Origin of the sequence: Streptomyces sp. NPDC020299 (genome assembly GCF_044387825.1) — a bacterium.
Lineage (GTDB): Bacteria > Actinomycetota > Actinomycetes > Streptomycetales > Streptomycetaceae > Streptomyces.
This window is the reverse complement of the sequence record NZ_JBIRWL010000025.1, coordinates 76,984-97,899: the sequence shown is the minus strand read 5'-3', so window position 1 is coordinate 97,899 and position 20,916 is coordinate 76,984. Positions and strand designations below refer to the sequence as shown.

The following is a 20,916-nucleotide window of genomic DNA, read 5'->3' as shown; positions in this document are numbered from 1 at the left end:
TCAGCGCGGTACGGACGGCAGGACCGCAACCGGCCGCAGGGTGATCGCGTCCCACGCCTCGGGCACGCGCGCCAAAAGATTGGACACGCGGGCCGGGGGCGGCCGCATGATGGAAAGGCCCCGGCCACGCAGGGGGCACCCGCCAGCCACGGAGAAGGAGTCGCAGTGAGGGTCGGAATCGTCGGAGCCACCGGTCAGGTGGGCACGGTCATGCGCAGGATCCTCGTGGAGCGTGACTTCCCCGTCACCGAGCTGCGGCTGTTCGCCTCGGCCCGCTCGGCCGGCACGGTGCTGGACGGGGTGACGGTGGAGGACGCGGCGACCGCCGACTACACCGGGCTCGACATCGTGCTGTTCTCCGCGGGCGGGGCGACCTCCAGGGCGCTGGCCGAGAAGGTCGCCGCCCAGGGTGCCGTGGTGATCGACAACTCCTCGGCGTGGCGCAAGGACCCCGAGGTGCCGCTGGTGGTGTCCGAGGTGAACCCGCACGCGGCCGTGAACCGGCCCAAGGGGATCATCGCCAACCCGAACTGCACCACGATGGCCGCCATGCCGGTGCTGAAGCCGCTGCACGAGGAGGCCGGCCTGGAGGCGCTGGTCGTCGCCACCTACCAGGCGGTGTCCGGCTCGGGCCTCGCGGGCGTGGCGGAGCTGCACGGGCAGGCGCAGAAGGTGGCCGCCGACGCCGACAAGCTCACCCACGACGGTGAGGCGCTCGACTTCCCCGAGCCGCAGGTCTACAAGCGGCCCATCGCGTTCAACGTGCTGCCGCTGGCCGGCGCGATCGTCGATGACGGCCTGAACGAGACCGACGAGGAGCAGAAGCTCCGCAACGAGTCCCGCAAGATCCTGGAGATCCCCGAGCTGAAGGTCTCCGGCACCTGTGTGCGCGTCCCGGTCTTCTCCGGCCACTCCCTCCAGGTCAACGCCCGCTTCGCCCGCCCGATCAGCGTCGAGCGCGCGACCGAGCTGCTGGCCGGTGCCCCGGGTGTCGCCCTCACGGACATCCCGACGCCGCTCCAGGCGGCCGGCAAGGACGCGTCGTACGTCGGCCGCATCCGCGGCGACGAGACGGTCGACAACGGCCTGGCCCTGTTCGTCTCCAACGACAACCTCCGCAAGGGCGCGGCCCTGAACGCCGTGCAGATCGCGGAGCTGGTGGCGGCGGAGCTGTCCTCGGCCAAGAAGGCCGTGGCACCCGAGTAGGACCTGTCACCCGAGCAGTACGCCCGCACAGGGGGCGGTCACCTGCGGCCTCACCGCCGTCAGGGTGACCGCCCCCTCGGCGCTGTCAGGGCCGGCGCACCTCGTACAGGAAGCACCCGTACTCCACCGCCCGTACGTGGACGAGGGCCACCGCGGGGTCGGCGAAGGCCTCCGCGAAGGCCGCGTCGAAGCCCTCGGGGCCCGCGGGGTCCTCGACGAGGCGGCCGCCCAGGATGTGGCCGTCGGCGGAGTAGCGGCGGACCGTGCGGTGGGCGTTGGCGAAGGGGTGGCCGTCGCCGTCCGGGCCCGGGCACTCGTCCGCGTGGATGAAGACCGGGCCCTGTTCGTCGTAGGCGCCCGGGTCGGCGCGGTGCTCCGTGGCCCAGCGGCGCAGGGGCGCGTAGGAGACGAGCGCGAGCCGCTCGCCGGGGGTGCTGGGGCGCAGGCAGCAGCGCAGCGGGGAGCCGCCCTCCTCGTCGGTCACGGGAACCGTTCGCCGTCCGGCGTCGTCAGCTTCGCGGAGCTCCTTCAGGGCCCGCGCGTCGATGGGTCGTGCCGTGTACGTGGTCATGGGCCCAGGCTGGCGTGATTCCGCGCCACCCACCGGCGGGATCCGGACATCGCGTTCGGCGCGGGTCACGTGGAAGGATGGCGCAACCGACACATAACGAGGAGATGACCGCGTGCCTGGCACAAACCTGACTCGCGAAGAGGCGCAGCAGCGGGCGAAGCTGCTGACCGTTGACTCGTACGAGATCGATCTCGACCTCTCCGGCGCGCAGGAGGGCGGTACCTACAGGTCCGTGACCACGGTGCGCTTCGACGTGGCGGAGAACGGCGCCGAGTCGTTCATCGACCTGGTGGCCCCGGCCGTGCACGAGGTGACGCTCAACGGCGATCCCCTCGACCCCGCCGAGTTGTTCAAGGACTCGCGGATCGCCCTTCCCGGGCTGCTGGACGGCCGCAACATCCTCCGCGTGGTCGCCGACTGCGCGTACACCAACACCGGTGAGGGCCTGCACCGCTTCGTCGACCCGGTCGACGACCAGGCCTACCTCTACACCCAGTTCGAGGTGCCGGACGCCCGCCGGGTCTTCGCCTCCTTCGAACAGCCCGATCTGAAGGCGACCTTCCAGTTCACCGTGAAGGCGCCGACGGGCTGGACCGTCGTGTCCAACTCGCCGACGCCCGAGCCCAAGGACGACGTCTGGGTCTTCGAGCCGACGCCGCGCATCTCGACGTACATCACCGCGCTGATCGTCGGGCCGTACCACTCGGTGCACAGCGTGTACGAGAAGGACGGGCAGTCCGTGCCGCTCGGCATCTACTGCCGGCCCTCGCTCGCCGAGTTCCTCGACTCGGACGCGATCTTCGAGGTGACCCGGCAGGGCTTCGACTGGTTCCAGGAGAAGTTCGACTACGCGTACCCGTTCGAGAAGTACGACCAGCTGTTCGTGCCGGAGTTCAACGCGGGCGCGATGGAGAACGCGGGTGCGGTGACCATCCGCGACCAGTACGTCTTCCGGTCGAAGGTGACGGACGCGGCGTACGAGGTGCGCGCGGAGACCATCCTGCACGAACTGGCCCACATGTGGTTCGGCGACCTGGTCACCATGGAGTGGTGGAACGACCTGTGGCTGAACGAGTCGTTCGCCACCTACACCTCCATCGCCTGCCAGGCCGCCGCGCCGGGCTCGAAGTGGCCGCACTCGTGGACCACGTTCGCCAACTCGATGAAGACCTGGGCGTACCGCCAGGACCAGCTGCCGTCCACCCACCCGATCATGGCGGACATCCGCGACCTGGACGACGTGCTGGTCAACTTCGACGGCATCACCTACGCCAAGGGCGCCTCCGTGCTGAAGCAGCTGGTGGCGTACGTCGGTGAGGACGAGTTCTTCCGGGGCGTGCAGGCGTACTTCAAGCAGCACGCGTTCGGCAACACCCGCCTGTCCGACCTGCTCGGCGCCCTGGAGGAGACCTCCGGCCGGGATCTGAAGACCTGGTCGAAGAAGTGGCTGGAGACGGCCGGCATCAACGTGCTGCGGCCGCAGATCGAGACGGACGCCGACGGGGTCGTCACCTCCTTCGCGATCCGCCAGGAGGCCCCGGCGCTGCCCGTCGGCGCCAAGGGCGCTGTATCCGATGATGCGGCTCCGCCGCGTGGCACCCTGCGGCCGCACCGCATCGCCGTGGGTCTGTACGACCTCGACGCCGCGAGCGGCAAGCTGGTGCGTGGTGAGCGCGTGGAGCTGGACGTGGACGGCGAGCTGACGGCCGTACCGCAGCTGGTCGGCAAGCCCCGTCCGGCGGTGATCCTGCTCAACGACGACGACCTGTCGTACGCCAAGGTCCGGCTGGACGAGGAGTCGCTGAGGGTCGTCACCGAACACCTCGGCGACTTCCAGGAGTCCCTGCCGCGCGCCCTGTGCTGGGCGTCGGCCTGGGACATGACCCGGGACGCCGAACTGGCCACCCGGGACTACCTCTCCCTCGTGCTGTCCGGCATCGCCAAGGAGTCGGACATCGGTGTCGTGCAGTCGCTGCACCGGCAGGTGAAGCTGGCGATCGAGGTGTACGCCGACCCCGCCGCCCGTGAGGCGCTGCTCACCCGCTGGACGGACGCCACGCTGGCCCATCTGCGGGCGGCGGAGCCGGGCAGCGACCACCAGCTGGCGTGGGCGCGGGCGTTCGCGGCGACGGCCCGTACGCCGGAGCAGCTGGATCTGCTGGAGGCGCTGCTGGACGGCGGCCAGACGGTCGAGGGCCTGGCCGTCGACACCGAGCTGCGGTGGGCGTTCGTGGAGCGGCTCGCGGCGGTCGGCCGGTTCGACGAGGCGGAGATCGCGGCCGAGTACGAGCGGGACAGGACGGCCGCCGGTGAGCGGCACGCGGCGACCGCTCGGGCGGCCCGGCCGACGGTGGAGGCCAAGGCGGAGGCCTGGGCGTCGGTCATCGAGTCGGACAAGCTGCCGAACGCCGTGCAGGAGGCCGTCATCGGCGGCTTCGTGCAGACCGACCAGCGGGAGCTGCTGGCGGCGTACACGGACAAGTACTTCGAGGTTCTGAAGGACGTCTGGGAGTCCCGTTCGCACGAGATCGCCCAGCAGATCGTGATCGGCCTCTACCCGTCGGTCCAGATCACGCAGGACACCCTCTCCAGGACGGACGCCTGGCTGTCCTCCGCCGAGCCGGGCGCGGCCCTGCGCCGGCTGGTCTCGGAGTCCCGCGCGGGCATCGAGCGCGCGCTGAAGGCGCAGGCGGCGGACGCGGCCGCGGCCGGCTAGGGCCTGTCCGGCGGATCAGGTCGCAGGAAACGGGCGGTGCCTCATCAGCGCTGGTGAGCGGGGCTTGGTGCGTCCAGCTGCAAGGCGGAGGAGGGCGTCGACGCGGTGGGGGTCCCCCCGCGCGAGCGAAGCCGAGCGTGGGGGAGTCGGCAACCGACGACAACGCCGGTGGGGGCACCGCCCGCTCGAGCGAAGCCGAGAGTGGGGGAGGGCGTGCCAAGCCCCGCGTCTGCGACATGATCCGCCGGGCAGGCCCTAGGGGGTACCCGCACCCACGGGGCGCCCGGCAGTACGCCGGGCGCCCCTTCGCGCCACCAGGCGGGTGACCGGCGCGACAGGCCCCAGCTGCCCCGCCATCGTCGCCCCGAAGGCCAGCGCCATCCCCGCCAGCTGCACCGGCGTCAGCGCCTGGCCGAGGGCCGCCCAGCCGACGACGGCCGCGGTCAGCGGGGAGAGCGGGCCGAGGAAGGTGACCTGGGTGGCGGTGAGGCGGCCGATGCCGCGGAACCACAGCCAGTACGCGACCGCCGTGTTGGCCAGGGCGAGGTAGAGGTAGCCGCCGAGCGCACGGCCGTCGAGGGCGGGCGGTGGGCCCTCGACGAGGAGGGCGACCGGGGCGATCAGCAGACCGCCCGCGGTGAGCTGCCAGCCGGTGAGCGCCAGCGGGCCCACGCCGTCCGGGCGGCCCCAGCGCTTGGTCAGGACGGTCCCGGTGGACATGGAGGCGCTGGAGGCGAGGGCGGCCAGCACGCCCACGGGGTCGAGCGCGCCGGCCGCCTTGAGTACGACCAGGCTGTTTCACCGAGGGCCGCCGCGACCCCGGTGAGCAGGGTGCGGGCGGTGGGCCGCCGGCCCAGCAGCAGCGCCGAGAGGCCCACGACGAACAGCGGGCCCACCGAGCCGACGACGGCCGCCATGCCGCCGGGCAGCCGGTAGGCGGACAGGAACAGCAGCGGGAAGAAGGCGCCGATGTTCAGCGCGCCGAGGACGGCGGCCTTCCACCACCAGGCGCCGCGCGGCAGCACCCGGGCGAGACAGAGCAGGAGCAGCCCGGCGGGCAGGGCGCGCATCAGGCCGGTGAACAGGGGGCGGTCGGCCGGCAGGAACTCGGTGGTGACGGCGTAGGTCGTGCCCCAGGAGACGGGGGCGAGGGCGGTGAGGGCGGTGAGCGCCGGGCGGCTCGTGGCCATGGGAGGCAGCCTTCGGACGGGAAGCGGAAACTAACTCGACACTAAGTAGCTTAGCGCTAAGTGACTTAGCGTCAAGCAAGTTTCTTGCGAGCGATCCCAGCAGCGGCGGATACTCCCCGCATGAGCGCAGAGCAGAGGGACGCCGTCGACGCGATCATCGACCAGTGGGCCGCCGCGCGGCCCGACCTCGACACCGCCGCGATGGAGGTCTTCGGCCGGATCTTCCGCCTCTCCCGCGCGATGGGCGACCGCATGGAGAAGGCGTACGAGCCCTACGGCATCTCGCGCGGCGAGTTCGACGTCCTGGCCACCCTGCGCCGCTCCGGCGAGCCCCACACCCTCTCCCCGCGCCAGCTCTCGGCCACGCTCATGCTCACCACCGGCGGGATGACCGGCCGGCTCGACAAGCTGGAGCGGGCCGGGCTGCTGCGCCGCTCCCCCGACCCGCACGACCGGCGCGGACTCCAGGTGACGCTCACCGACAAGGGGCTGCGGCTGATCGACGAGGCGGTCGGCGCGGGTCTGGCGGAGCAGACGGCCGCCCTCTCCGCCCTGGACGGCGAACAGGCCGGCCAACTGGCCGGTCTGTTGCGGGAGTTGCTCGCGGGGACCGTGCGCCCGGGGTCGTAGCTCACCCCATGTGGGCGGCGAGGGCCGCCTCGACCTCCGCCGGTCCGGCCGCGTCGGCGGCCCAGGCCACGTATCCGTCGGGCCGCACCAGCAGGGCCGTACGGCGGTCGCTCGCCCAGCGCGCCACGGCCAGCCGGTCCGCGCGCCCGGGCCCGTCCTCGTACGCCTCCGGAGTGATCAGTACGAACCGGCCGCCGCGCAGCGCCTCGTACAGGCGGCCCCCGCCGGACAGGCGGACGTCCGGGACGCGGGTGCCGGTGAGGCGGTGGGTGCCCTTCGGCGCGCCGTAGTCGTAGCCGATGCCGGTGACCTGGGCGGCGACCTTGCGGCGGGCCGGGCCGACCGCGTCGAGGAACGCGGTGAGGGCGGCCCGCAGCGCCAGCTCCCAGGGGCGCTTGGCCATGGCGAGGCGGACGATGCCGCCGCTGCTGCGCAGCACCGACCTGCCGACGGGGTGGCGCTCGGCCTGGTAGGTGTCGAGCAGTGCCTCGGGGGCGTGGCCGCGTACGACCTGGGCGAGCTTCCAGCCGAGGTTGGCCGCGTCCTGGAGGCCGGTGTTCATGCCCTGTCCGCCGGCCGGGGTGTGCACATGGGCGGCGTCGCCGGCCAGGAAGACCCGGCCCACCCGGTAGGCGGGCGCCTGGCGTTCGTCGCTGTGGAAGCGGGACATCCAGCGGGCGTCGTGCATCCCGAAGTCGTGGCCGAGGGCGAGCCGGGTGATCTCCTTGACCTCCGCCAGCTCCAGGGGCTCGCCGTCCGGGACGTCGCGGCCGCGGTGCCAGCCGATCACACGGTAGTAGCCGTCGCCGAAGGGGGCGATGAAGGCGAAGGCGTCCCCGACGGCGTTGACGGTGAGCAGGCTCTCCGGCTTCTCGGCGAGCAGCACGTCGGCGAGGACGACGGAGCGGATCACCGACTTGCCGGGGAACGGCAGCCCGATCGCGTCCCGCACGGCGCTGCGCATCCCGTCGGCGCCGACGACATAGGCGGCGCGCAGCGTCCCGGCGCCGCCGTCCGGGCCGCGGACCTCGGCCGTGACGCCGTCCGCGTCCTGGGTCAGGCCGGTCAGCTCGGTCTCGTACCGGAAGTCGACGCCCGCCTCCACCGCGCGTCGCTCCAGCACCTTCTCGACCTCGTACTGCGGGAGGACGAGCAGGTGGTTGAAGCGGGACGGGAGGGCGCCGAGGTCGACGGTGAGGCGGCCGAAGAGGCGGAGCCGGTCGAGGGGGCGGCCGACCGCCTCCAGGTCGTCGGCGAGACCGCGGGCGTCGAGCTGCTCCAGGGCGCGGGCGTGCAGGACGAAGGCGCGGGAGAGGTTGCTGATCCGGTGCGGGCGCTTCTCGACGAGGGTGACGGGGACCCCGGCGGCGGCGAGGTCGCCGGCGAGCAGGAGGCCGGTGGGACCGGAGCCCACGACGACGACGCGGGGGGCGGTGCGGGTGGTGCCAGTCGTGCCGTTCATGAGGGCCTCCTGGGTGCCGACGCTTGCCTGTCAACGTCTGTCGGCCAACGTCTGTTGGTCAACGCTTGTTGGCAAGCCTAGGACCGCCTCGGCAGCGGAGTCAACACTTGTTGGCCCACAGTTGTTGACTTACTCTCTCGGCATGAACGCCAGCACCGGCCCCCGCCGCTCCGAAGCCACCCGCAACGCGATCCTCGCCGCCGCCCGGGAGCGCTTCGCCACCGACGGGTACGAGCGGGCCACCATCCGCGCCATCGCCGGGGACGCGCACATCGACCCGTCGATGGTGATGCGGTACTACGGCAACAAGGAGGGCCTGTTCGCGGCGGCCGTGGCGATCGACCTGCGGCTGCCCGACCTGGACGCACTGCCGCGCGAGGAGATCGGGCGGGCGCTCGTGACCCATTTCCTCGGGCTGTGGGAGGACAACGAGGAGCTGACCGCCGTACTGCGGGTCGGCGTCACCAACCAGGCCGGGGCCGAGCGCATGCGGGGCATCTTCCGGGACCAGCTGCTGCCCGTGGCCCGGCAGGCCTGCCCCGACCCCGACCAGGCCCCGGTACGGGCCGCCCTGTGCGCCTCACAGCTGCTGGGGCTCGCGCTCACCCGCCATGTGCTGCGCGTCGAGCCGGCCATGGCCCTGACCCTCGAGGAGATCGTGGCGTGGCTCGCGCCGACCGTGCAGCGCTATCTGACGGCGCCCGATCCCGTCTGATCCCGGGCGCCGGGAAACACGTCGAGGGCGCCGGCATCACCGGCGCCCTCGACGGGAGTCGCGAAGGTCAGGCCTTGGCCTTGGCCTTGGTGTTGACGCGCTTCGTCTTGTCGGACTTGTCCAGCACCATGACCAGACCGGCGATGACCGCGAAGATCACGAGCGGCAGCGCGACGTAGAGGCCCAGCGTCGCGCCCACACCCAGCGGCGTGCCGGGGTCGTCACCGTCGTCGCGGGTCACCGCGAGCGCGGGGGACGACATGAGCAGCATCATCAGCGTCGTACCGGCGGCCAGGGCGCCGGCGCGCAGGGCGTTCTTCTTGTCCACGTTGCCAAAGTATCGAACGCCGTAATGTGCCGCGCGTCCGGGGTGGCCTATGAGCCCCACGGCCGTGGACCCCACGGCCGTGGACCCCACGGCCGTGAACCCCACGACTGTGAACCCCACGGATAACCCCGAGGCTCAGCCCTCCTTCAGCACGGCGAGCAGCGCCCGCACCCTCGGTGACCCCGTCAGCTCCTCCAGCGTCACCGGGCGTCCCGCCGCGTCGGCGATCGGCAGGCGCCAGTTCGGATACTGGTCCCAGGTACCGGGGAGGTTCTGCGGGCGGCGGTCGCCGATGCCGTCCGGGAGCCAGACGCCGATCATGCGGGCCGGGGTACGCAGCAGGAAACGGTGGACGGCCTGGATCTCGGCCTCCTCCGCCTCCTCCGCGAGTACCGCCGTCCCGATCAGACCGAGCCGGCCCAGCACGGCCAGCCACTCCCGGGCGTCGGCCGCCGCCTCCGCGCGCTCCTCGGCCAGGGGGCGGGTGAGCAGGCCGAGGGAGTCGCGGAGTTCGACGTGCTCGCCGGTGAGGCGGGCGGCGGTGGGCGGCAGGTCGTGGGTGGTGGCGGTGGCCAGGCAGTCGGCGCGCCAGCTCTCCGGCGGCAGCGGCCGGCCGTCGCCCTCCCAGTCCCGTTCGAACCACAGCACCGACGTGCCGAGCACCCCGCGCCGCTGGAGCGTCTCGCGCACCCCGGGCTCCACCGTGCCCAGGTCCTCGCCGATGACCACGGCCCCCGCCCGGGAGGCCTCCAGCGCCAGCAGGGCGAGCATGGCCTCGGCGTCGTACCTGACGTACGTGCCCTGCGTCGGAGGCCCGCCCTGCGGCACCCACCACAGCCGGAACAGACCCATGACGTGGTCGATGCGCAGGGCGCCCGCGTAGCGGAACAGGGCGCGCAGCAGCCGGCGGTAGGGGGCGTGGCCGGAGGCGGCGAGACGGTCGGGGCGCCAGGGCGGCAGGCCCCAGTCCTGGCCGCGGGCGTTGAAGGCGTCGGGCGGGGCGCCGACGGACATGCCGGCGGCGAAGTGGTCCTGCTGCGCCCAGGCGTCGGCGCCGCCGGGGTGCACGCCGACGGCGAGGTCGTGGACGATGCCCACCGGCATGCCCGCCTCGCGGGCGGCCCGCTGGGCGGCGGTGAGCTGCTCGTCGGTGAGCCAGGCGAGCCAGGAGTGGAAGCCGACGCGGTCGGCGAGGTCGGCGCGGGCGCGGGCGGTCTCGGGCGAGCGGGGGTCGCGCAGCCCGGCGGGCCAGGTCTGCCAGTCCGAGCCGTGCGCCTCGGCGAGGGCGTACCAGGTGGCGTGGTCCTCCAGGGCCCGGCCCTGTCCGGCGCGGAACGCGGCGTAGGCGGCCTGCCGGCCCGGCCCGAGCGGGACCTCGCGCACCGTCTCCAGCGCCTCCCGCTTCAACTCCCACACCGCGTCCCGGTCGATCAGCGCGCCCTTGTCGAGCACCCCGGCGCGCAGCCGGGCGGCCCGCTCCAGGACAGCCTGGAGGCGCTCACGATCGTCGGCGTAGGCGTACTCCGGGACGTCCTCGACCCTCAGGTGCACCGGGTCGGGGAAGCGGCGGGAGGAGGGCCGGTAGGGCGAGGGGTCGGTGGGGGCGCCGGGTACGGCCGCGTGCAGCGGGTTGACCTGCACGAATCCGGCGCCGGCTGTGCGTCCGGCCCAGGCGGCCAGCTCGGCGAGGTCACCGAGGTCGCCCATGCCCCAGGAGCGGGAGGACAGCAGGGAGTAGAGCTGGACGAGGAGTCCGTAGGAGCGTCCGGTGGGTGTGGGCAGCCGGGGCGGGGCGACGATCAGGTGGGCCTCGGCCGTGCGCCCGTCGGGGGCGGCGGCGGTGACGCGGTGGACGCCCGGCGGGAGTCCCTCGGCGGCGGCCCGGGTCTCGCCCTGCTCGGTCTCCACGCTCAGCCGGGCGCCCGCGGGCAGGGCGGCGAGGGCGGCGGGACCGGCTCCGGCGTCGGTCCAGTGGACCAGGGTCGGCGGCAGCAGGCGCTCGCGCAGCTCCCGCTCCCGGTCGGCGAGGGCGTCGCGGGCGGCCTCGGGCGTGGAGGCGTCGACACCGAGGGCGGCCAGGACGGCGACGACGGCATCGGCGGAGGCCGCGACCGTACGGTCCGGGGACGGGCTGTAGGAGGTGGCGACGCCATGCAGCTCCGCGAGCCGGGACAACTCCTCGTCGAGGGGTCCGGCCATCTACAGCCCCGGGCCGTAGGAGTCCGGGGTCGGGTCGGACTCGCTGGTCAGCGGGGCGGCGTCGTAGAACGGCGGTTCACTGGTCAGGGGCTCGGCCTCGGGCAGCGGCGGTTCGCTGGTCAGCGGCGCCTCGACGCAGCTGCTCTCCGCGCTGAAGGCGCAGGCGTACAACTCCTGGGTGTCGGCGGACGGCTCCGCCACGGGTTTGGACGGGGCCGGGAGCAGGGGCTGGGTCAGTGCGGCCACGGGGGCCTCCTTGGTGCGTCGGTACGGCGGGCGGGATATCGCAGGCCTACCCAGTGGACGCGATGGCAGACGTATGACCGGGAACAACGTGAGGCATACGACATCCCGGTCGACCTGTCCTCGCGCCCCGTCCACCACTATTCACTCAGTACATGTATCTAGTGCATACTGATCCGCATGAGCACCCGGCACATCCTTCTGGGGCTGCTCGCGACGGGGCCGAGCCATGGCTACGACCTCAAGCGACGCCACGACGAACGGTTCCCGCAGGCCCGGCCACTGGCCTACGGGCAGGTCTACACCACGTTGCAGCGCCTGGTCCGTGACGGCCTGGCGGAGATCGACGGCACGGACGCGGACGGCGGGCCGGAGCGGACCCTGTACCGCTCGACGGACGCCGGTTCGCACGAACTGACCCGGTGGGCGGCCGAGATCGCCCCGCCGGCTCCGTTCGTGACGAACGAGATCTTCGCCAAGGTCGTCGTGTCCATCCTCGCGGGCGGCGAACCGGCCGCCTACCTCGGCGCCCAGCGTGCCGCCCACATGGAGCGGATGCGGGAGCTGACGGTCCTCAAGACCGCCGTGGACTCCGATCTGGCGACCGTGCTCTCGGCGGACTACGCCCTCAACCACCTCGACGCCGACCTCCGCTGGATGAACACCACGGCGGCCCGGCTGACCACTCTGACCGCGGAGGTCGACGCAGCATGAACAGCAAGGGGGACGCCCCGGCGCCGCTTCTCGCGGGCCGGGACCTCGTCAAGGCGCACGGCAGGACGCGGGCGCTGCGCGGTGCCTCGGTCGAACTGCGCGCCGGCGAGATCCTCGCCGTCACCGGGGCCAGCGGCAGCGGCAAGTCCACGCTGCTGCACTGCCTCGCGGGCATCGCCCGCCCGGACGAGGGCTCGGTGGCGTACGACGGGCAGCGGCTCGACCGACTGCCGGAAGGGCGGCTGAGCGAGCTGCGCCGCTCCGACTTCGGCGTGGTCTTCCAGTTCGGGCAGCTGATCCCGGAGCTGACCGCCGTCGACAACGTGGCGCTGCCGCTGATGCTGGCCGGAACCGCGCGCGCCGAGGCGCGGGAACGGGCGGGCGAGTGGCTGGAGCGGTTCGGGGTGCGCGGGCAGGAGGAGCTGCGGCCGGGCGAGCTGAGCGGTGGCCAGGCGCAGCGGATCGCCCTGGCCCGGGCGCTGGTGACCGGCCCGAGGGTGGTCTTCGCGGACGAGCCGACGGGGGCGCTGGACTCGCTGGCGAGCGAGCAGGTGATGACGGCGCTGGTGCACACGGCCCGCGAGTCCGGCACGGCGGTGCTGCTGATCACGCACGACGCGCAGGTCGCGGCGTACGCCGACCGCGAGGTGCGGATGGACGACGGGACCCTGGTGCCGCTGGGGGTGGCCGCGTGATCGCCGCCGACCTCCGTCTCGCCTGGCAGCTGACCCGGGGTTCCGACCGGCGCGAGTGGTGGCGGGTCGCGCTCACCGCGGTGGGCGCGGCACTGGCCACGGGGTTCTCCCTGACCGCCGTCACGCTGGCCTCGGTCCGGGGGTATCGCCACGTGTCCGTCGGCGGCGGGCTGCTGAACCACCCCGGCGAGCGCTCCGGGGTGATCGTCTGCCTGCTGCTCCTGCTGGTGCCGGTGCTGGGCTTCCTCGGGCAGTGCGCCCGGATCGGCGCCGTGCACCGCGACCGGCGGCTGGCCGGGCTGCGGCTGGCGGGCGCCACCCCGGCCCAGGTGCGCCGGATCGCCGCGCTGGAGACCGGGCTCGCCTGTCTGCTCGGCTCGCTGCCGGCCACCGCCGTCGCGATCCCGGTCCTGCTGGGCCAGTGGACCGAGCCGACCGTCCTGGCCTGGGCGGGCCTCGTGCTGGTCGCCCTCGGTGTGCCGGTGCTGGGCGCGGCGACGAGTGCGCTGGCGCTGCGCCGGGTGGTGGCCTCGCCGCTCGGGTGGGTGCGCCGGGTGCGGCCGAGCAGCGGGCGGGGGCCGGGGCTGGTGTTCACGGGCGGGGTGGTGGTCGTCCTGCTGCTGGCGCTCTGGGCCGTCGTGAACACGTCCAGCACCGACCGCGGGAAGCTGCCGCTGACGGTGTTCGGCCTGGTCCTGGTGGTCGGCGCGGGCACGGTGTGGCTCGCCGGCGGCACGGCCGGGCTGATCGGCCGGCTGCTCGCGGCCCGGGCCCGCTCGGCGGCGACGCTGATCTCGGCGGAACGACTGCGCGACGACCCGTGGGCGGCGGCCCGTACGCACGCGGCGGTGCTGCTGGTCACGGTCGTCGGCACGGGCTTCGTCGGCGTCCGCCAGGCACTCCTCGCCGATCTGCACGACCTGGACCGCCGGGGCCATCTGGGCACGGGCATGTCCTTCTACACGACGGGCATCGACCTGACCGCCGCCGCGATCGTCGTCGCCCTCGCGATCACCCTGTCCGGGCTCGCCGTCGGCACCGCCGAGTCCCTGGCGAACCGCCGCCGCGGCCTGGCCGCGCAGGTCGCCGCCGGGGTGCCGCGGAACGTGCTCGGCCGGGCGCTGCTCCTGGAGACGGCGCTGCCGCTGGCCCCCGCGGTCGCGCTGGCGGGAGCGGGTGGCATGGCGATCGGCATCGGGTACGCCTCGACCGCCCCCGGCCACATCGCACCGCCCGTGCCGTGGGCGGGCCTGCTGGTCCCGGTCGTGGTGTACGCGTGCTGCCTGCTGGCGGCGGCCACCTCACTGCCCCTGCTGCGCCGCTCGGTACACCCGGCGGAACTGCGCTACGCGTGACCGCCGGGTAAGTGCGTGGCCCCGGGGGCACAGGGGACCCCCGGGGCCGCACCACGCGCGCTTCGGGACGCGCGAAGGCGCAGGTCGCCACAGAAGCGCCGCGGACCGTGCCCGGCCGGGCACGGTCCTGAAGACGGCGGCCGCCGGCCCCGGCCTGCAAGGGGGACGCGTATCGCCCGCCGACAGCGGCCACCTCACCGCCCGGCCCGGGGGCACGGAGACACCCAGACCCGCCCGCCACGCGCTTCGGGACGCCCGAAGGCGCGGGTCGCCACAGAAGTGCCGCGGACCGTGCCCGGCCGGGCACCGCGCCTGGAGACGGCGGCCGCTGGTCCCGGCCGGAGAGGGATACGTATCACCCGCCGACAGCGGCCACCTCACCACCCGGCCCGGGGGCACGGGGAACCCCCGGGGCCGCACGCCGTACGCGCCCCGGGGTGTGCGAAGGCCCGGAGCGTCAGGCGGAAATGCCGTCGATCCGGGCCAAGGCGTCGTCCGCGCCGTACGGCTGCAAGTACGGCAGCCAGCGCGGGTCCCTATGGCCGGTCCCGATGATGCGCCAGGCCAGTCCGGTGGGCGGGGCGGGTTTGTGGCGCAGCCGCCAGCCGATCTCGACGAGATGCCGGTCGGCCTTCACGTGGTTGCAGCGGCGGCAGGACGCCACCACGTTGTCCCAGACGTGCTTGCCCCCGCGGCTGCGCGGGATGACGTGGTCGACGCTGGTTGCGACGCCACCGCAGTACATGCACCGGCCTCCGTCTCGGGCGAAGAGCGCTCGCCTGGTCAGAGGAACGGGCCCCCGGTAGGGAACCCGTACGAATCGCTTGAGCCGGACCACGCTGGGTGCGGAGACTGTGACGGTCGCGCTGTGCATGTAGGCGCCGGATTCCTCGAGGGAGACGGCCTTGTTCTCCAGTACGAGGATGAGCGCGCGGCGGAGCGGTACGACGCCGAGCGGCTCGTACGACGCGTTGAGGACCAGGACGTGCGGCACGGGTGCCTCCTTGGGCGTCGGCGGCGCGTGGCTCGCGCCGGGACGATCTGTAGTCAGTCTCCCCTCAGGGCTGGTGGAAGCGCCACCATCTCCTGGTAACGGGCTGGGAGTGTTTTCGACCACACCGCATTCATCCCCCGGATCATGGCCTGTTCAAGCGCAGGTGAGCACGGTCTCTCCTTCACGGATCCGGCGTTGGCACACACAATGCCCCGTTAGTGTGGTGGTTCTGCCCGTCCGGTGACCTTTCCGTGACCTGAGCGACATTGACGTCGCACCGGACGGGTGTTTGCGCCTGGAGGTACCTGCCGTGTCCTTGCCCGCCGTCCTACTGGCCGCCGGTGCGTCGCCGTCGCCGTCACCCTCCCCCTCGGGGACGACGGCCACCGTGCCGTCGCTCCAGGACGCCCAGGAGAGCGCGACGAACGCCGCCAGCTGGGTCGAACAGAACTGGTCGACCTGGCTCGCCATGGGTCTGCAGATCCTGCTGGTCCTGGTCGTGGCGATCGCGCTCAGAGCGGTGGTGCGGCGGGCGATCACCAAGCTCATCGACCGGATGACCCGGTCCGTGCAGGCGGTGGACGGCTCCGCGCTGGGCGGGCTGCTGGTGAACGTCGAGCGGCGCCGGCAGCGGGCGGCGGCGATCGGCTCGGTGCTGCGGTCGGTGGCGAGTTTCCTGATCCTCGGCACGGCCGCGCTGATGATCCTGTCCACGTTCAGGATCAATCTGGCCCCGCTGCTGGCGTCCGCCGGTGTGGCCGGTGTGGCGATCGGTTTCGGCGCCCGCAACCTGGTCACCGACTTCCTCTCCGGCGTGTTCATGATCCTGGAGGACCAGTACGGCGTCGGCGACGTGATCGACGCGGGCGTCGCCTCCGGCGAGGTGATCGAGGTCGGGCTGCGCGTGACCAAGCTGCGCGGCGACAACGGGGAGATCTGGTACGTCCGCAACGGCGAGGTCAAGCGCATCGGCAACCTCTCCCAGGGCTGGGCGACGGCGGGCGTGGACGTCACGGTCAAGGCGAACGAGGACCTGGACCGGGTGAAGGCCACCCTCGACGAGGTCGCCGAGAAGATGAGCAAGGAAGAGCCCTGGAACGAGCTCCTGTGGAGCCCGATCGAGGTGCTCGGCCTGGACAGCGTCCTGCTCGACTCCATGGTGGTGCGGGTCTCCGCCAAGACCATGCCCGGCAAGTCCCTGTCGGTCGAACGCGAGCTGCGCTGGCGCGTCAAGCGCGCCTTCGACGCCGCCAGCATCCGCATCGTGGGCGGCGCGACGGCCGTCCCGGAGGAGGCCGAGATCCCCGACCCGACGGCGGCGGTGGCCGCACCGTCCGTGTACTCCAACGCGGACTCCCCGCAGGTGGCGGCGGCGACACCGATCGCCGTCCAGCGGTCGACGCCTCCGGGGAAGTAGCGGAACGGCTCAGCACACTCGTTCGAGTGAACGGCGGGAGGAGAAACCGGCCGGAGCAGGTCCATGGGCCCACAGTGCTCCCCATGGACGCCGTCACCGCCCCCGACCCCATGTCCCGCCTGGAGCCCGTGTCCCTCCTGGCCGCGTACGAGGCGGCCTCGCCGATGCCCGTGAGCCCGGAGTACATCGAAGGCCGGGCTTACGTACCTTCGGCACCTCCCGGCGACCGACACAACGACACCGTCATGTCGCTGCTCTTCCAACTCCACCTGGCGGGTGTCACCCACGCCGGGAGAGGAAACGGCTTCCGATGCACCGACGGGGCCGGGTCCACCACCGCGTTGCCCATCCCGGACGTCCACGTACTGCACCACCGCCCGACCGCGGCCGACGAGGCGCACTACGCCCGGCACCAGGGCTGGTACCCCATCGACATGATCGCCCTCGTCGGCGAGGTCACCTCCACCGACCACGAGACCGACACCGGCCCCAAGTTCCGCAGCTACGCCGCCGCCGGCATCCCGGTGTACGTCCTCATCGACCGCCACTCCAGGACGGCCCACTGCTACACGGACCCCGTACTCCCCGGCGACGACCCCACCGAGGCCTACTACGACACCGACACCAAGGTGGACCTCGGCGACCCGCTCCCCCTCCCGGGCCCCTACCCCACCCTCGACACGGCCCCGTTCCTCACCGGCTGAACCGGCCGAAGGCCACCCGCCCCCGAGGTAACGACTCCGTTGCCTCGGGGGCGGTGTCTATTGACGCCCGCTTCGTCCTGGGCATACCTTCCTCCCACCCGAATAGGAAACTTTCCTAACAGTGATCGATCGGTGATCACCGGGTGGACGTGATCCCCAGGTCACTGGGAAGCTGGGCAGTTGGAAAGGCAGGTGTCGCACCCATGGCAGGAACCGCCGGTACGCCGGGCACCCCGCGCGTCCTGCGCGCCATGAACGACCGCGCCGCCCTGGACCTCCTCCTGGAGCACGGGCCGCTGTCCCGCACGCGGATCGGCAAGCTCACCGGCCTTTCCAAGCCGACCGCCTCCCAGCTCCTGGCCCGGCTGGAGGCGGCGGGCCTGGTCCTGGCCACCGGCACCAGCGAGGGCCGCCCGGGACCCAACGCGCAGCTCTACGCGGTCAACCCCGCCGCCGCGCACGCCGCCGGACTCGACGTCACCCCGGGCCGGATCCGTGCCGCCGTCGCCGACATCACCGGCCGCACGGTGGGCGAGTACGAACTGCTCACCCCCGGCAGGCGCCCGGAGCAGCCCGTCGTCCGGCAGGTCACCGACGCCCTCGACGGCGCGGTGAAGGCCGCGGGACTGGCCCGGGACGACGTCCACCGGCTGGTCATCGGCACTCCGGGCGCCTTCGACCCGGGCACCGGCCGGCTCCGCTACGCCTCCCACCTGCCCGGCTGGCACTCCCCGGCGCTGCTCGACGAACTCGCCCACGCGCTGCCGATGCCGGTCGAGTACGAGAACGACGTCAACCTCGTCGCGATAGCGGAGCAGCGGCTCGGCGCGGCCCGGGGCCACGCGGACTTCGTCCTGCTGTGGAACCAGGAGGGCCTCGGCGCCGCCCTGGTCCTCGGCGGGCGGCTGCACCGCGGCTGGACCGGCGGCGCCGGCGAGGTCGGCTTCCTGCCGGTCCCTGGCACCCCCCTGGTCCGCCAGGTGACCAAGGCCAACAGCGGCGGTTACCAGGAACTGGCGGGTTCGCAGGCCATCCCGAGGCTGGCCCGTGAGCTCGGCATCGGCGACCTGCCGACGGGCCCGTACGCCGAGGTCGCCGCCGAGCTGGTGGCCGACGCCGCCGATCACGCGGGCGGCCCGCACCGGCAGCTGCTCCAGACCTACGCGACCCGGCTCGCCACCGGTCTCGCCTCCCTCGTCTCCGTCCTCGACCCCGAACTCGTCGTCCTCAGCGGCGCTTCCCTCACCGCCGGCGGCGAGGTGCTCCGCGCGCTCGTCCAGGCCGAACTGGAGGAGCTGGCGGCACCCCGCCCGCACCTGGTCGTGGGCGACGTCCGTGAACATCCCGTCCTGCGCGGCGCGCTGGAGAGCGCGCTGGCGACCACCCGCGACGAGGTCTTCGACACCTCGCGCTGAGCCTTCCCGCACGACCCCCTCTCTTCCCGCACGGCCCTTCCCTCACCTCACCGCCCTCCTGGGAGACCCCGTCATGCCCGAAGCCATACCCACAGCTGCCCGAAAAGCGGCTTTCGCCCTTACTGCCTCGCTGGCGCTGCTCACCACCGCATGCACCGGCCAGTCCGGCTCGACCGCCTCCGACGACGCCTCGAAGGACACCACCATCACCTTCTGGCACGCCTGGAGCGCGCCGAACGAGGTGAAGGCCGTCAACTCGCTGGTCGCGGGGTTCGAGAAGGCGCACCCCAACATCCATGTGAACGTCGTCGGCAACATGACCGACGACAAGATCAACCAGGCGCTGCGCGCCGGCGGTGACAAGGCGCCCGACGTGATCTCCTCCTTCACCACCAACAACGTGGGCAGGTTCTGCTCCTCGGGCGCCCTGGTCGACCTCAACCCCTTCTTCAAGAAGTCGGACATCGACCCGGCGAAGACGTTCCCGAAACCGATGAACGAGTACACCCAGTTCGACGGGGACCGCTGCACGGCACCCCTGCTCGGAGACGCGTACGGGCTCTACTACAACAAGACGGCGTTCAAGAAGGCGGGTATCAAGAACCCGCCCAGGACGTGGTCCGAATTCGAGACCGACGCCAAGAAACTGACCATCACTCAGGGAGACGGCTACAAGCAGCTCGGGGTCATGCCGGACTACCACGGCTGGGAGACCACGACCGAGCACTACTTCGCGCAGTTCTCCCCGACGTACTTCGACAAGGACGGCAAGTCGAACCTCGCCAAGGACCCCGCCTTCCAGGCCGGTTTCACCCTCCAGAAGAAGCTCGTCGACGAACTCGGCGGATTCCAGAAGCTGGAGAAATTCCGCTCCACGCTCGGCGACGAGTGGGGCCCCAAGCACCCGTTCCACACCGGCCAGGTCGCCATGCAGCTCGACGGCGAGTGGCGGCTCGGCATGGCGCTCGCCGCCAAGCCGAAGTTCCAGATCGGCGTCGCCCCGCTGCCCGTGCCCGACGACCAGGTGAGCCAGTACGGCAAGGGCTACATCACCGGCACCATCGCCGGCATCGCCGCCACCAGCAAGAAGCAGAACGCGGCCTGGGAGTTCGTCAAGTACATCACCACGGACACCGACGCGGTGGTGAACTTCTCCAACAACCTGCACAACGTGCCCTCCACGCTGGCCGCTCTGAAGTCCCCCAAGCTGAAGTACGACCCGCGGTTCAAGACGTTCCTGGACATCGCGACGAACCCGGACTCGACGACGTCCCCCGCCTCGATCAACGGCGGCGTCTACCTCACCACCATCCAGCAGCTCGGCTATGACTACGAGAGCGGCAAGCTCACCGACCTGAAGGCGGGCCTGAAGAAGGCCGCCGCGCAGATCGACACGGACATCGCGCAGGCGAAGTAGCGATGAGCGCACCCACGTTGCGGTCGAAGCGCCGCCGGTCGACGCTGCGGACCCTCGCCTTCCTCTCGCCCTGGCTGATCGGCTTCGCGGTCTTCTTCGCGTACCCGATGATCTCGACGGTCTACTTCTCGTTCATGCACTACGACGGCTTCAAACCGCCGACGTGGAGCGGGACGAAGAACTGGACGTATGTCTTCGAGCACTACCCCTACTTCTGGCCCGCCCTGCGCAACACCCTCTGGCTGGTGCTGATCATGGTGAGCCTCCGCGTCCTCTTCGGACTCGGGATCGGTCTCCTCATCACGAAGATCAAGACCGGCACGGGTGTCTTCCGCACCCTCTTCTACCTGCCCTACCTCGCTCCGCCGGTAGCGGCCACCATGGCCTTCGCGTTCCTCCTCAACCCCGGTACGGGCCCGGTCAACTCGATCCTGGAGAAGATCGGCATCCCGGCTCCGGGCTGGTTCAACGACCCGAACTGGTCCAAGCCGGCCCTCACGCTGATGTTCCTGTGGGGAGTCGGCGACCTGATGGTCATCTTCATGGCCGCGCTGCTCGACGTACCGAAGGAGCAGTACGAGGCGGCGGAACTGGACGGCGCGTCGGCGTGGCAGCGGTTCCGGTTCGTCACCCTCCCCAACATCGCGCCGATCGTCATGTTCGCGGTCGTCACCGGCGTGATCGCGGCGATGCAGTGCTACACACAGCCCCTGGTCGCCGGAAAGGTCGCCTCGGGCGTGATCCAGGGCGCCGGCACCATGTTCGAGCCCGGCTACCCCGAGCACTCCACGCTCACCCTCCCCCAGCTCGTCTACAACCTCGGCTTCCAGCGCTTCGACTACGGCTCGGCGTGTGTCGTGGCGCTGGTCCTCTTCGTCCTGTCGATGGCGTTCACCGCTCTTCTGATGCGGCGCCGGGGCGGTCTCATCCAGGCAGGTGACTGAC

Annotated in this window: 18 protein-coding genes and 1 pseudogene; 12 read left to right on the top strand and 7 right to left on the bottom strand. The window is 72.2% G+C overall.

Annotated features, from left to right (window positions below):
* The first annotated feature begins 165 nt into the window (after nucleotides 1–165).
* Nucleotides 166–1,206, top strand: a complete 1,041-nt coding sequence (locus ACH45E_RS40640; RefSeq protein WP_361453285.1) for an aspartate-semialdehyde dehydrogenase — start codon at nucleotides 166–168, stop codon at nucleotides 1,204–1,206.
* 85 nt (nucleotides 1,207–1,291) lie between these two features.
* On the opposite strand, the gene ACH45E_RS40635 is transcribed toward ACH45E_RS40640, so the two are convergent.
* Nucleotides 1,292–1,777: a DUF1203 domain-containing protein gene (locus tag ACH45E_RS40635; protein ID WP_361453282.1), complete on the bottom strand. Its 486-nt coding sequence runs from the start codon at nucleotides 1,775–1,777 to the stop codon at nucleotides 1,292–1,294.
* A gap of 112 nt (nucleotides 1,778–1,889) precedes the next feature.
* Between ACH45E_RS40635 and pepN the strand changes: the two genes are divergently transcribed.
* Entirely contained in the window at nucleotides 1,890–4,493 is a 2,604-nt protein-coding gene (gene pepN / locus ACH45E_RS40630) for an aminopeptidase N (protein ID WP_361453280.1), read from the top strand.
* 255 nt (nucleotides 4,494–4,748) lie between these two features.
* Here the strand turns inward: pepN and ACH45E_RS40625 are convergent.
* A pseudogene (locus tag ACH45E_RS40625) lies at nucleotides 4,749–5,683 on the bottom strand (EamA family transporter).
* A 120-nt stretch (nucleotides 5,684–5,803) separates the two neighbouring features.
* Between ACH45E_RS40625 and ACH45E_RS40620 the strand changes: the two are divergent.
* Nucleotides 5,804–6,313, top strand: a complete 510-nt coding sequence (locus ACH45E_RS40620; protein WP_361453277.1) for a MarR family transcriptional regulator — start codon at nucleotides 5,804–5,806, stop codon at nucleotides 6,311–6,313.
* 1 nt (nucleotide 6,314) lies between these two features.
* On the opposite strand, the gene ACH45E_RS40615 is transcribed toward ACH45E_RS40620, so the two are convergent.
* The gene (locus ACH45E_RS40615) at nucleotides 6,315–7,775 is read right to left on the bottom strand and encodes an FAD-dependent monooxygenase (protein ID WP_361453274.1); all 1,461 of its coding nucleotides are present in this window, start codon (nucleotides 7,773–7,775) and stop codon (nucleotides 6,315–6,317) included.
* Nucleotides 7,776–7,917: 142 nt separating this feature from the next.
* Between ACH45E_RS40615 and ACH45E_RS40610 the strand changes: the two genes are divergently transcribed.
* Nucleotides 7,918–8,490, top strand: a complete 573-nt coding sequence (locus ACH45E_RS40610) for a TetR family transcriptional regulator (RefSeq protein WP_361453271.1) — start codon at nucleotides 7,918–7,920, stop codon at nucleotides 8,488–8,490.
* A gap of 67 nt (nucleotides 8,491–8,557) precedes the next feature.
* Here ACH45E_RS40610 and ACH45E_RS40605 read toward each other — a convergent pair whose 3' ends face one another.
* The 3 genes from ACH45E_RS40605 to ACH45E_RS40595 all read right to left on the bottom strand — a co-directional run bounded on the left by ACH45E_RS40605 (nucleotide 8,558) and on the right by ACH45E_RS40595 (nucleotide 11,263).
* On the bottom strand, nucleotides 8,558–8,818 hold the full coding sequence (locus ACH45E_RS40605) for a hypothetical protein (RefSeq protein ID WP_361453268.1): 261 nt from the start codon (nucleotides 8,816–8,818) through the stop codon (nucleotides 8,558–8,560).
* Nucleotides 8,819–8,953: 135 nt separating this feature from the next.
* A complete protein-coding gene (gene malQ / locus ACH45E_RS40600; protein WP_361453265.1) occupies nucleotides 8,954–11,017 on the bottom strand; it encodes a 4-alpha-glucanotransferase in 2,064 nt (687 codons plus the stop codon).
* Complete coding sequence (locus ACH45E_RS40595) at nucleotides 11,018–11,263, bottom strand: hypothetical protein (protein WP_361453262.1); 246 nt, start codon at nucleotides 11,261–11,263, stop codon at nucleotides 11,018–11,020. It abuts the gene before it with no gap.
* Between the two features lie 177 nt (nucleotides 11,264–11,440).
* On the opposite strand from ACH45E_RS40595, the gene ACH45E_RS40590 reads away from it, so the two are divergent.
* The 3 genes from ACH45E_RS40590 to ACH45E_RS40580 are packed head-to-tail and all read left to right on the top strand — an operon-like array spanning nucleotide 11,441 to nucleotide 14,024.
* Nucleotides 11,441–11,974, top strand: coding sequence for a PadR family transcriptional regulator (locus ACH45E_RS40590; RefSeq protein WP_361453259.1), 534 nt, complete (start codon nucleotides 11,441–11,443; stop codon nucleotides 11,972–11,974).
* Nucleotides 11,971–12,669 carry an ABC transporter ATP-binding protein gene (locus ACH45E_RS40585; protein WP_361453256.1) on the top strand — a complete coding sequence of 233 codons (699 nt, stop codon included), beginning with the start codon at nucleotides 11,971–11,973 and terminating at the stop codon, nucleotides 12,667–12,669. The genes ACH45E_RS40590 and ACH45E_RS40585 overlap by 4 nt, the downstream gene beginning before the upstream one ends.
* Complete coding sequence (locus ACH45E_RS40580) at nucleotides 12,669–14,024, top strand: FtsX-like permease family protein (protein ID WP_361453410.1); 1,356 nt, start codon at nucleotides 12,669–12,671, stop codon at nucleotides 14,022–14,024. Before ACH45E_RS40585 ends, ACH45E_RS40580 begins: the two co-directional genes overlap by 1 nt.
* A gap of 457 nt (nucleotides 14,025–14,481) precedes the next feature.
* On the opposite strand, the gene ACH45E_RS40575 is transcribed toward ACH45E_RS40580, so the two are convergent.
* Nucleotides 14,482–15,018 (bottom strand): HNH endonuclease, encoded by a 537-nt coding sequence (locus ACH45E_RS40575; RefSeq protein WP_361453253.1) that lies wholly within the window; start codon nucleotides 15,016–15,018, stop codon nucleotides 14,482–14,484.
* A gap of 310 nt (nucleotides 15,019–15,328) precedes the next feature.
* Between ACH45E_RS40575 and ACH45E_RS40570 the strand changes: the two genes are divergently transcribed.
* The 5 genes from ACH45E_RS40570 to ACH45E_RS40550 all read left to right on the top strand — a co-directional run bounded on the left by ACH45E_RS40570 (nucleotide 15,329) and on the right by ACH45E_RS40550 (nucleotide 20,915).
* Nucleotides 15,329–16,435 carry a mechanosensitive ion channel family protein gene (locus tag ACH45E_RS40570; protein ID WP_361453250.1) on the top strand — a complete coding sequence of 369 codons (1,107 nt, stop codon included), beginning with the start codon at nucleotides 15,329–15,331 and terminating at the stop codon, nucleotides 16,433–16,435.
* An 83-nt stretch (nucleotides 16,436–16,518) separates the two neighbouring features.
* On the top strand, nucleotides 16,519–17,139 hold the full coding sequence (locus ACH45E_RS40565; RefSeq protein ID WP_361453247.1) for a Uma2 family endonuclease: 621 nt from the start codon (nucleotides 16,519–16,521) through the stop codon (nucleotides 17,137–17,139).
* Nucleotides 17,140–17,342: 203 nt separating this feature from the next.
* Nucleotides 17,343–18,554 carry an ROK family transcriptional regulator gene (locus ACH45E_RS40560; RefSeq protein ID WP_361453244.1) on the top strand — a complete coding sequence of 404 codons (1,212 nt, stop codon included), beginning with the start codon at nucleotides 17,343–17,345 and terminating at the stop codon, nucleotides 18,552–18,554.
* A 73-nt stretch (nucleotides 18,555–18,627) separates the two neighbouring features.
* Nucleotides 18,628–19,971, top strand: a complete 1,344-nt coding sequence (locus tag ACH45E_RS40555) for an ABC transporter substrate-binding protein (protein WP_361453241.1) — start codon at nucleotides 18,628–18,630, stop codon at nucleotides 19,969–19,971.
* Nucleotides 19,972–19,973: 2 nt separating this feature from the next.
* The gene (locus tag ACH45E_RS40550; RefSeq protein ID WP_361453238.1) at nucleotides 19,974–20,915 is read left to right on the top strand and encodes a sugar ABC transporter permease; all 942 of its coding nucleotides are present in this window, start codon (nucleotides 19,974–19,976) and stop codon (nucleotides 20,913–20,915) included.
* The last annotated feature ends 1 nt before the right edge of the window (nucleotide 20,916 follow it).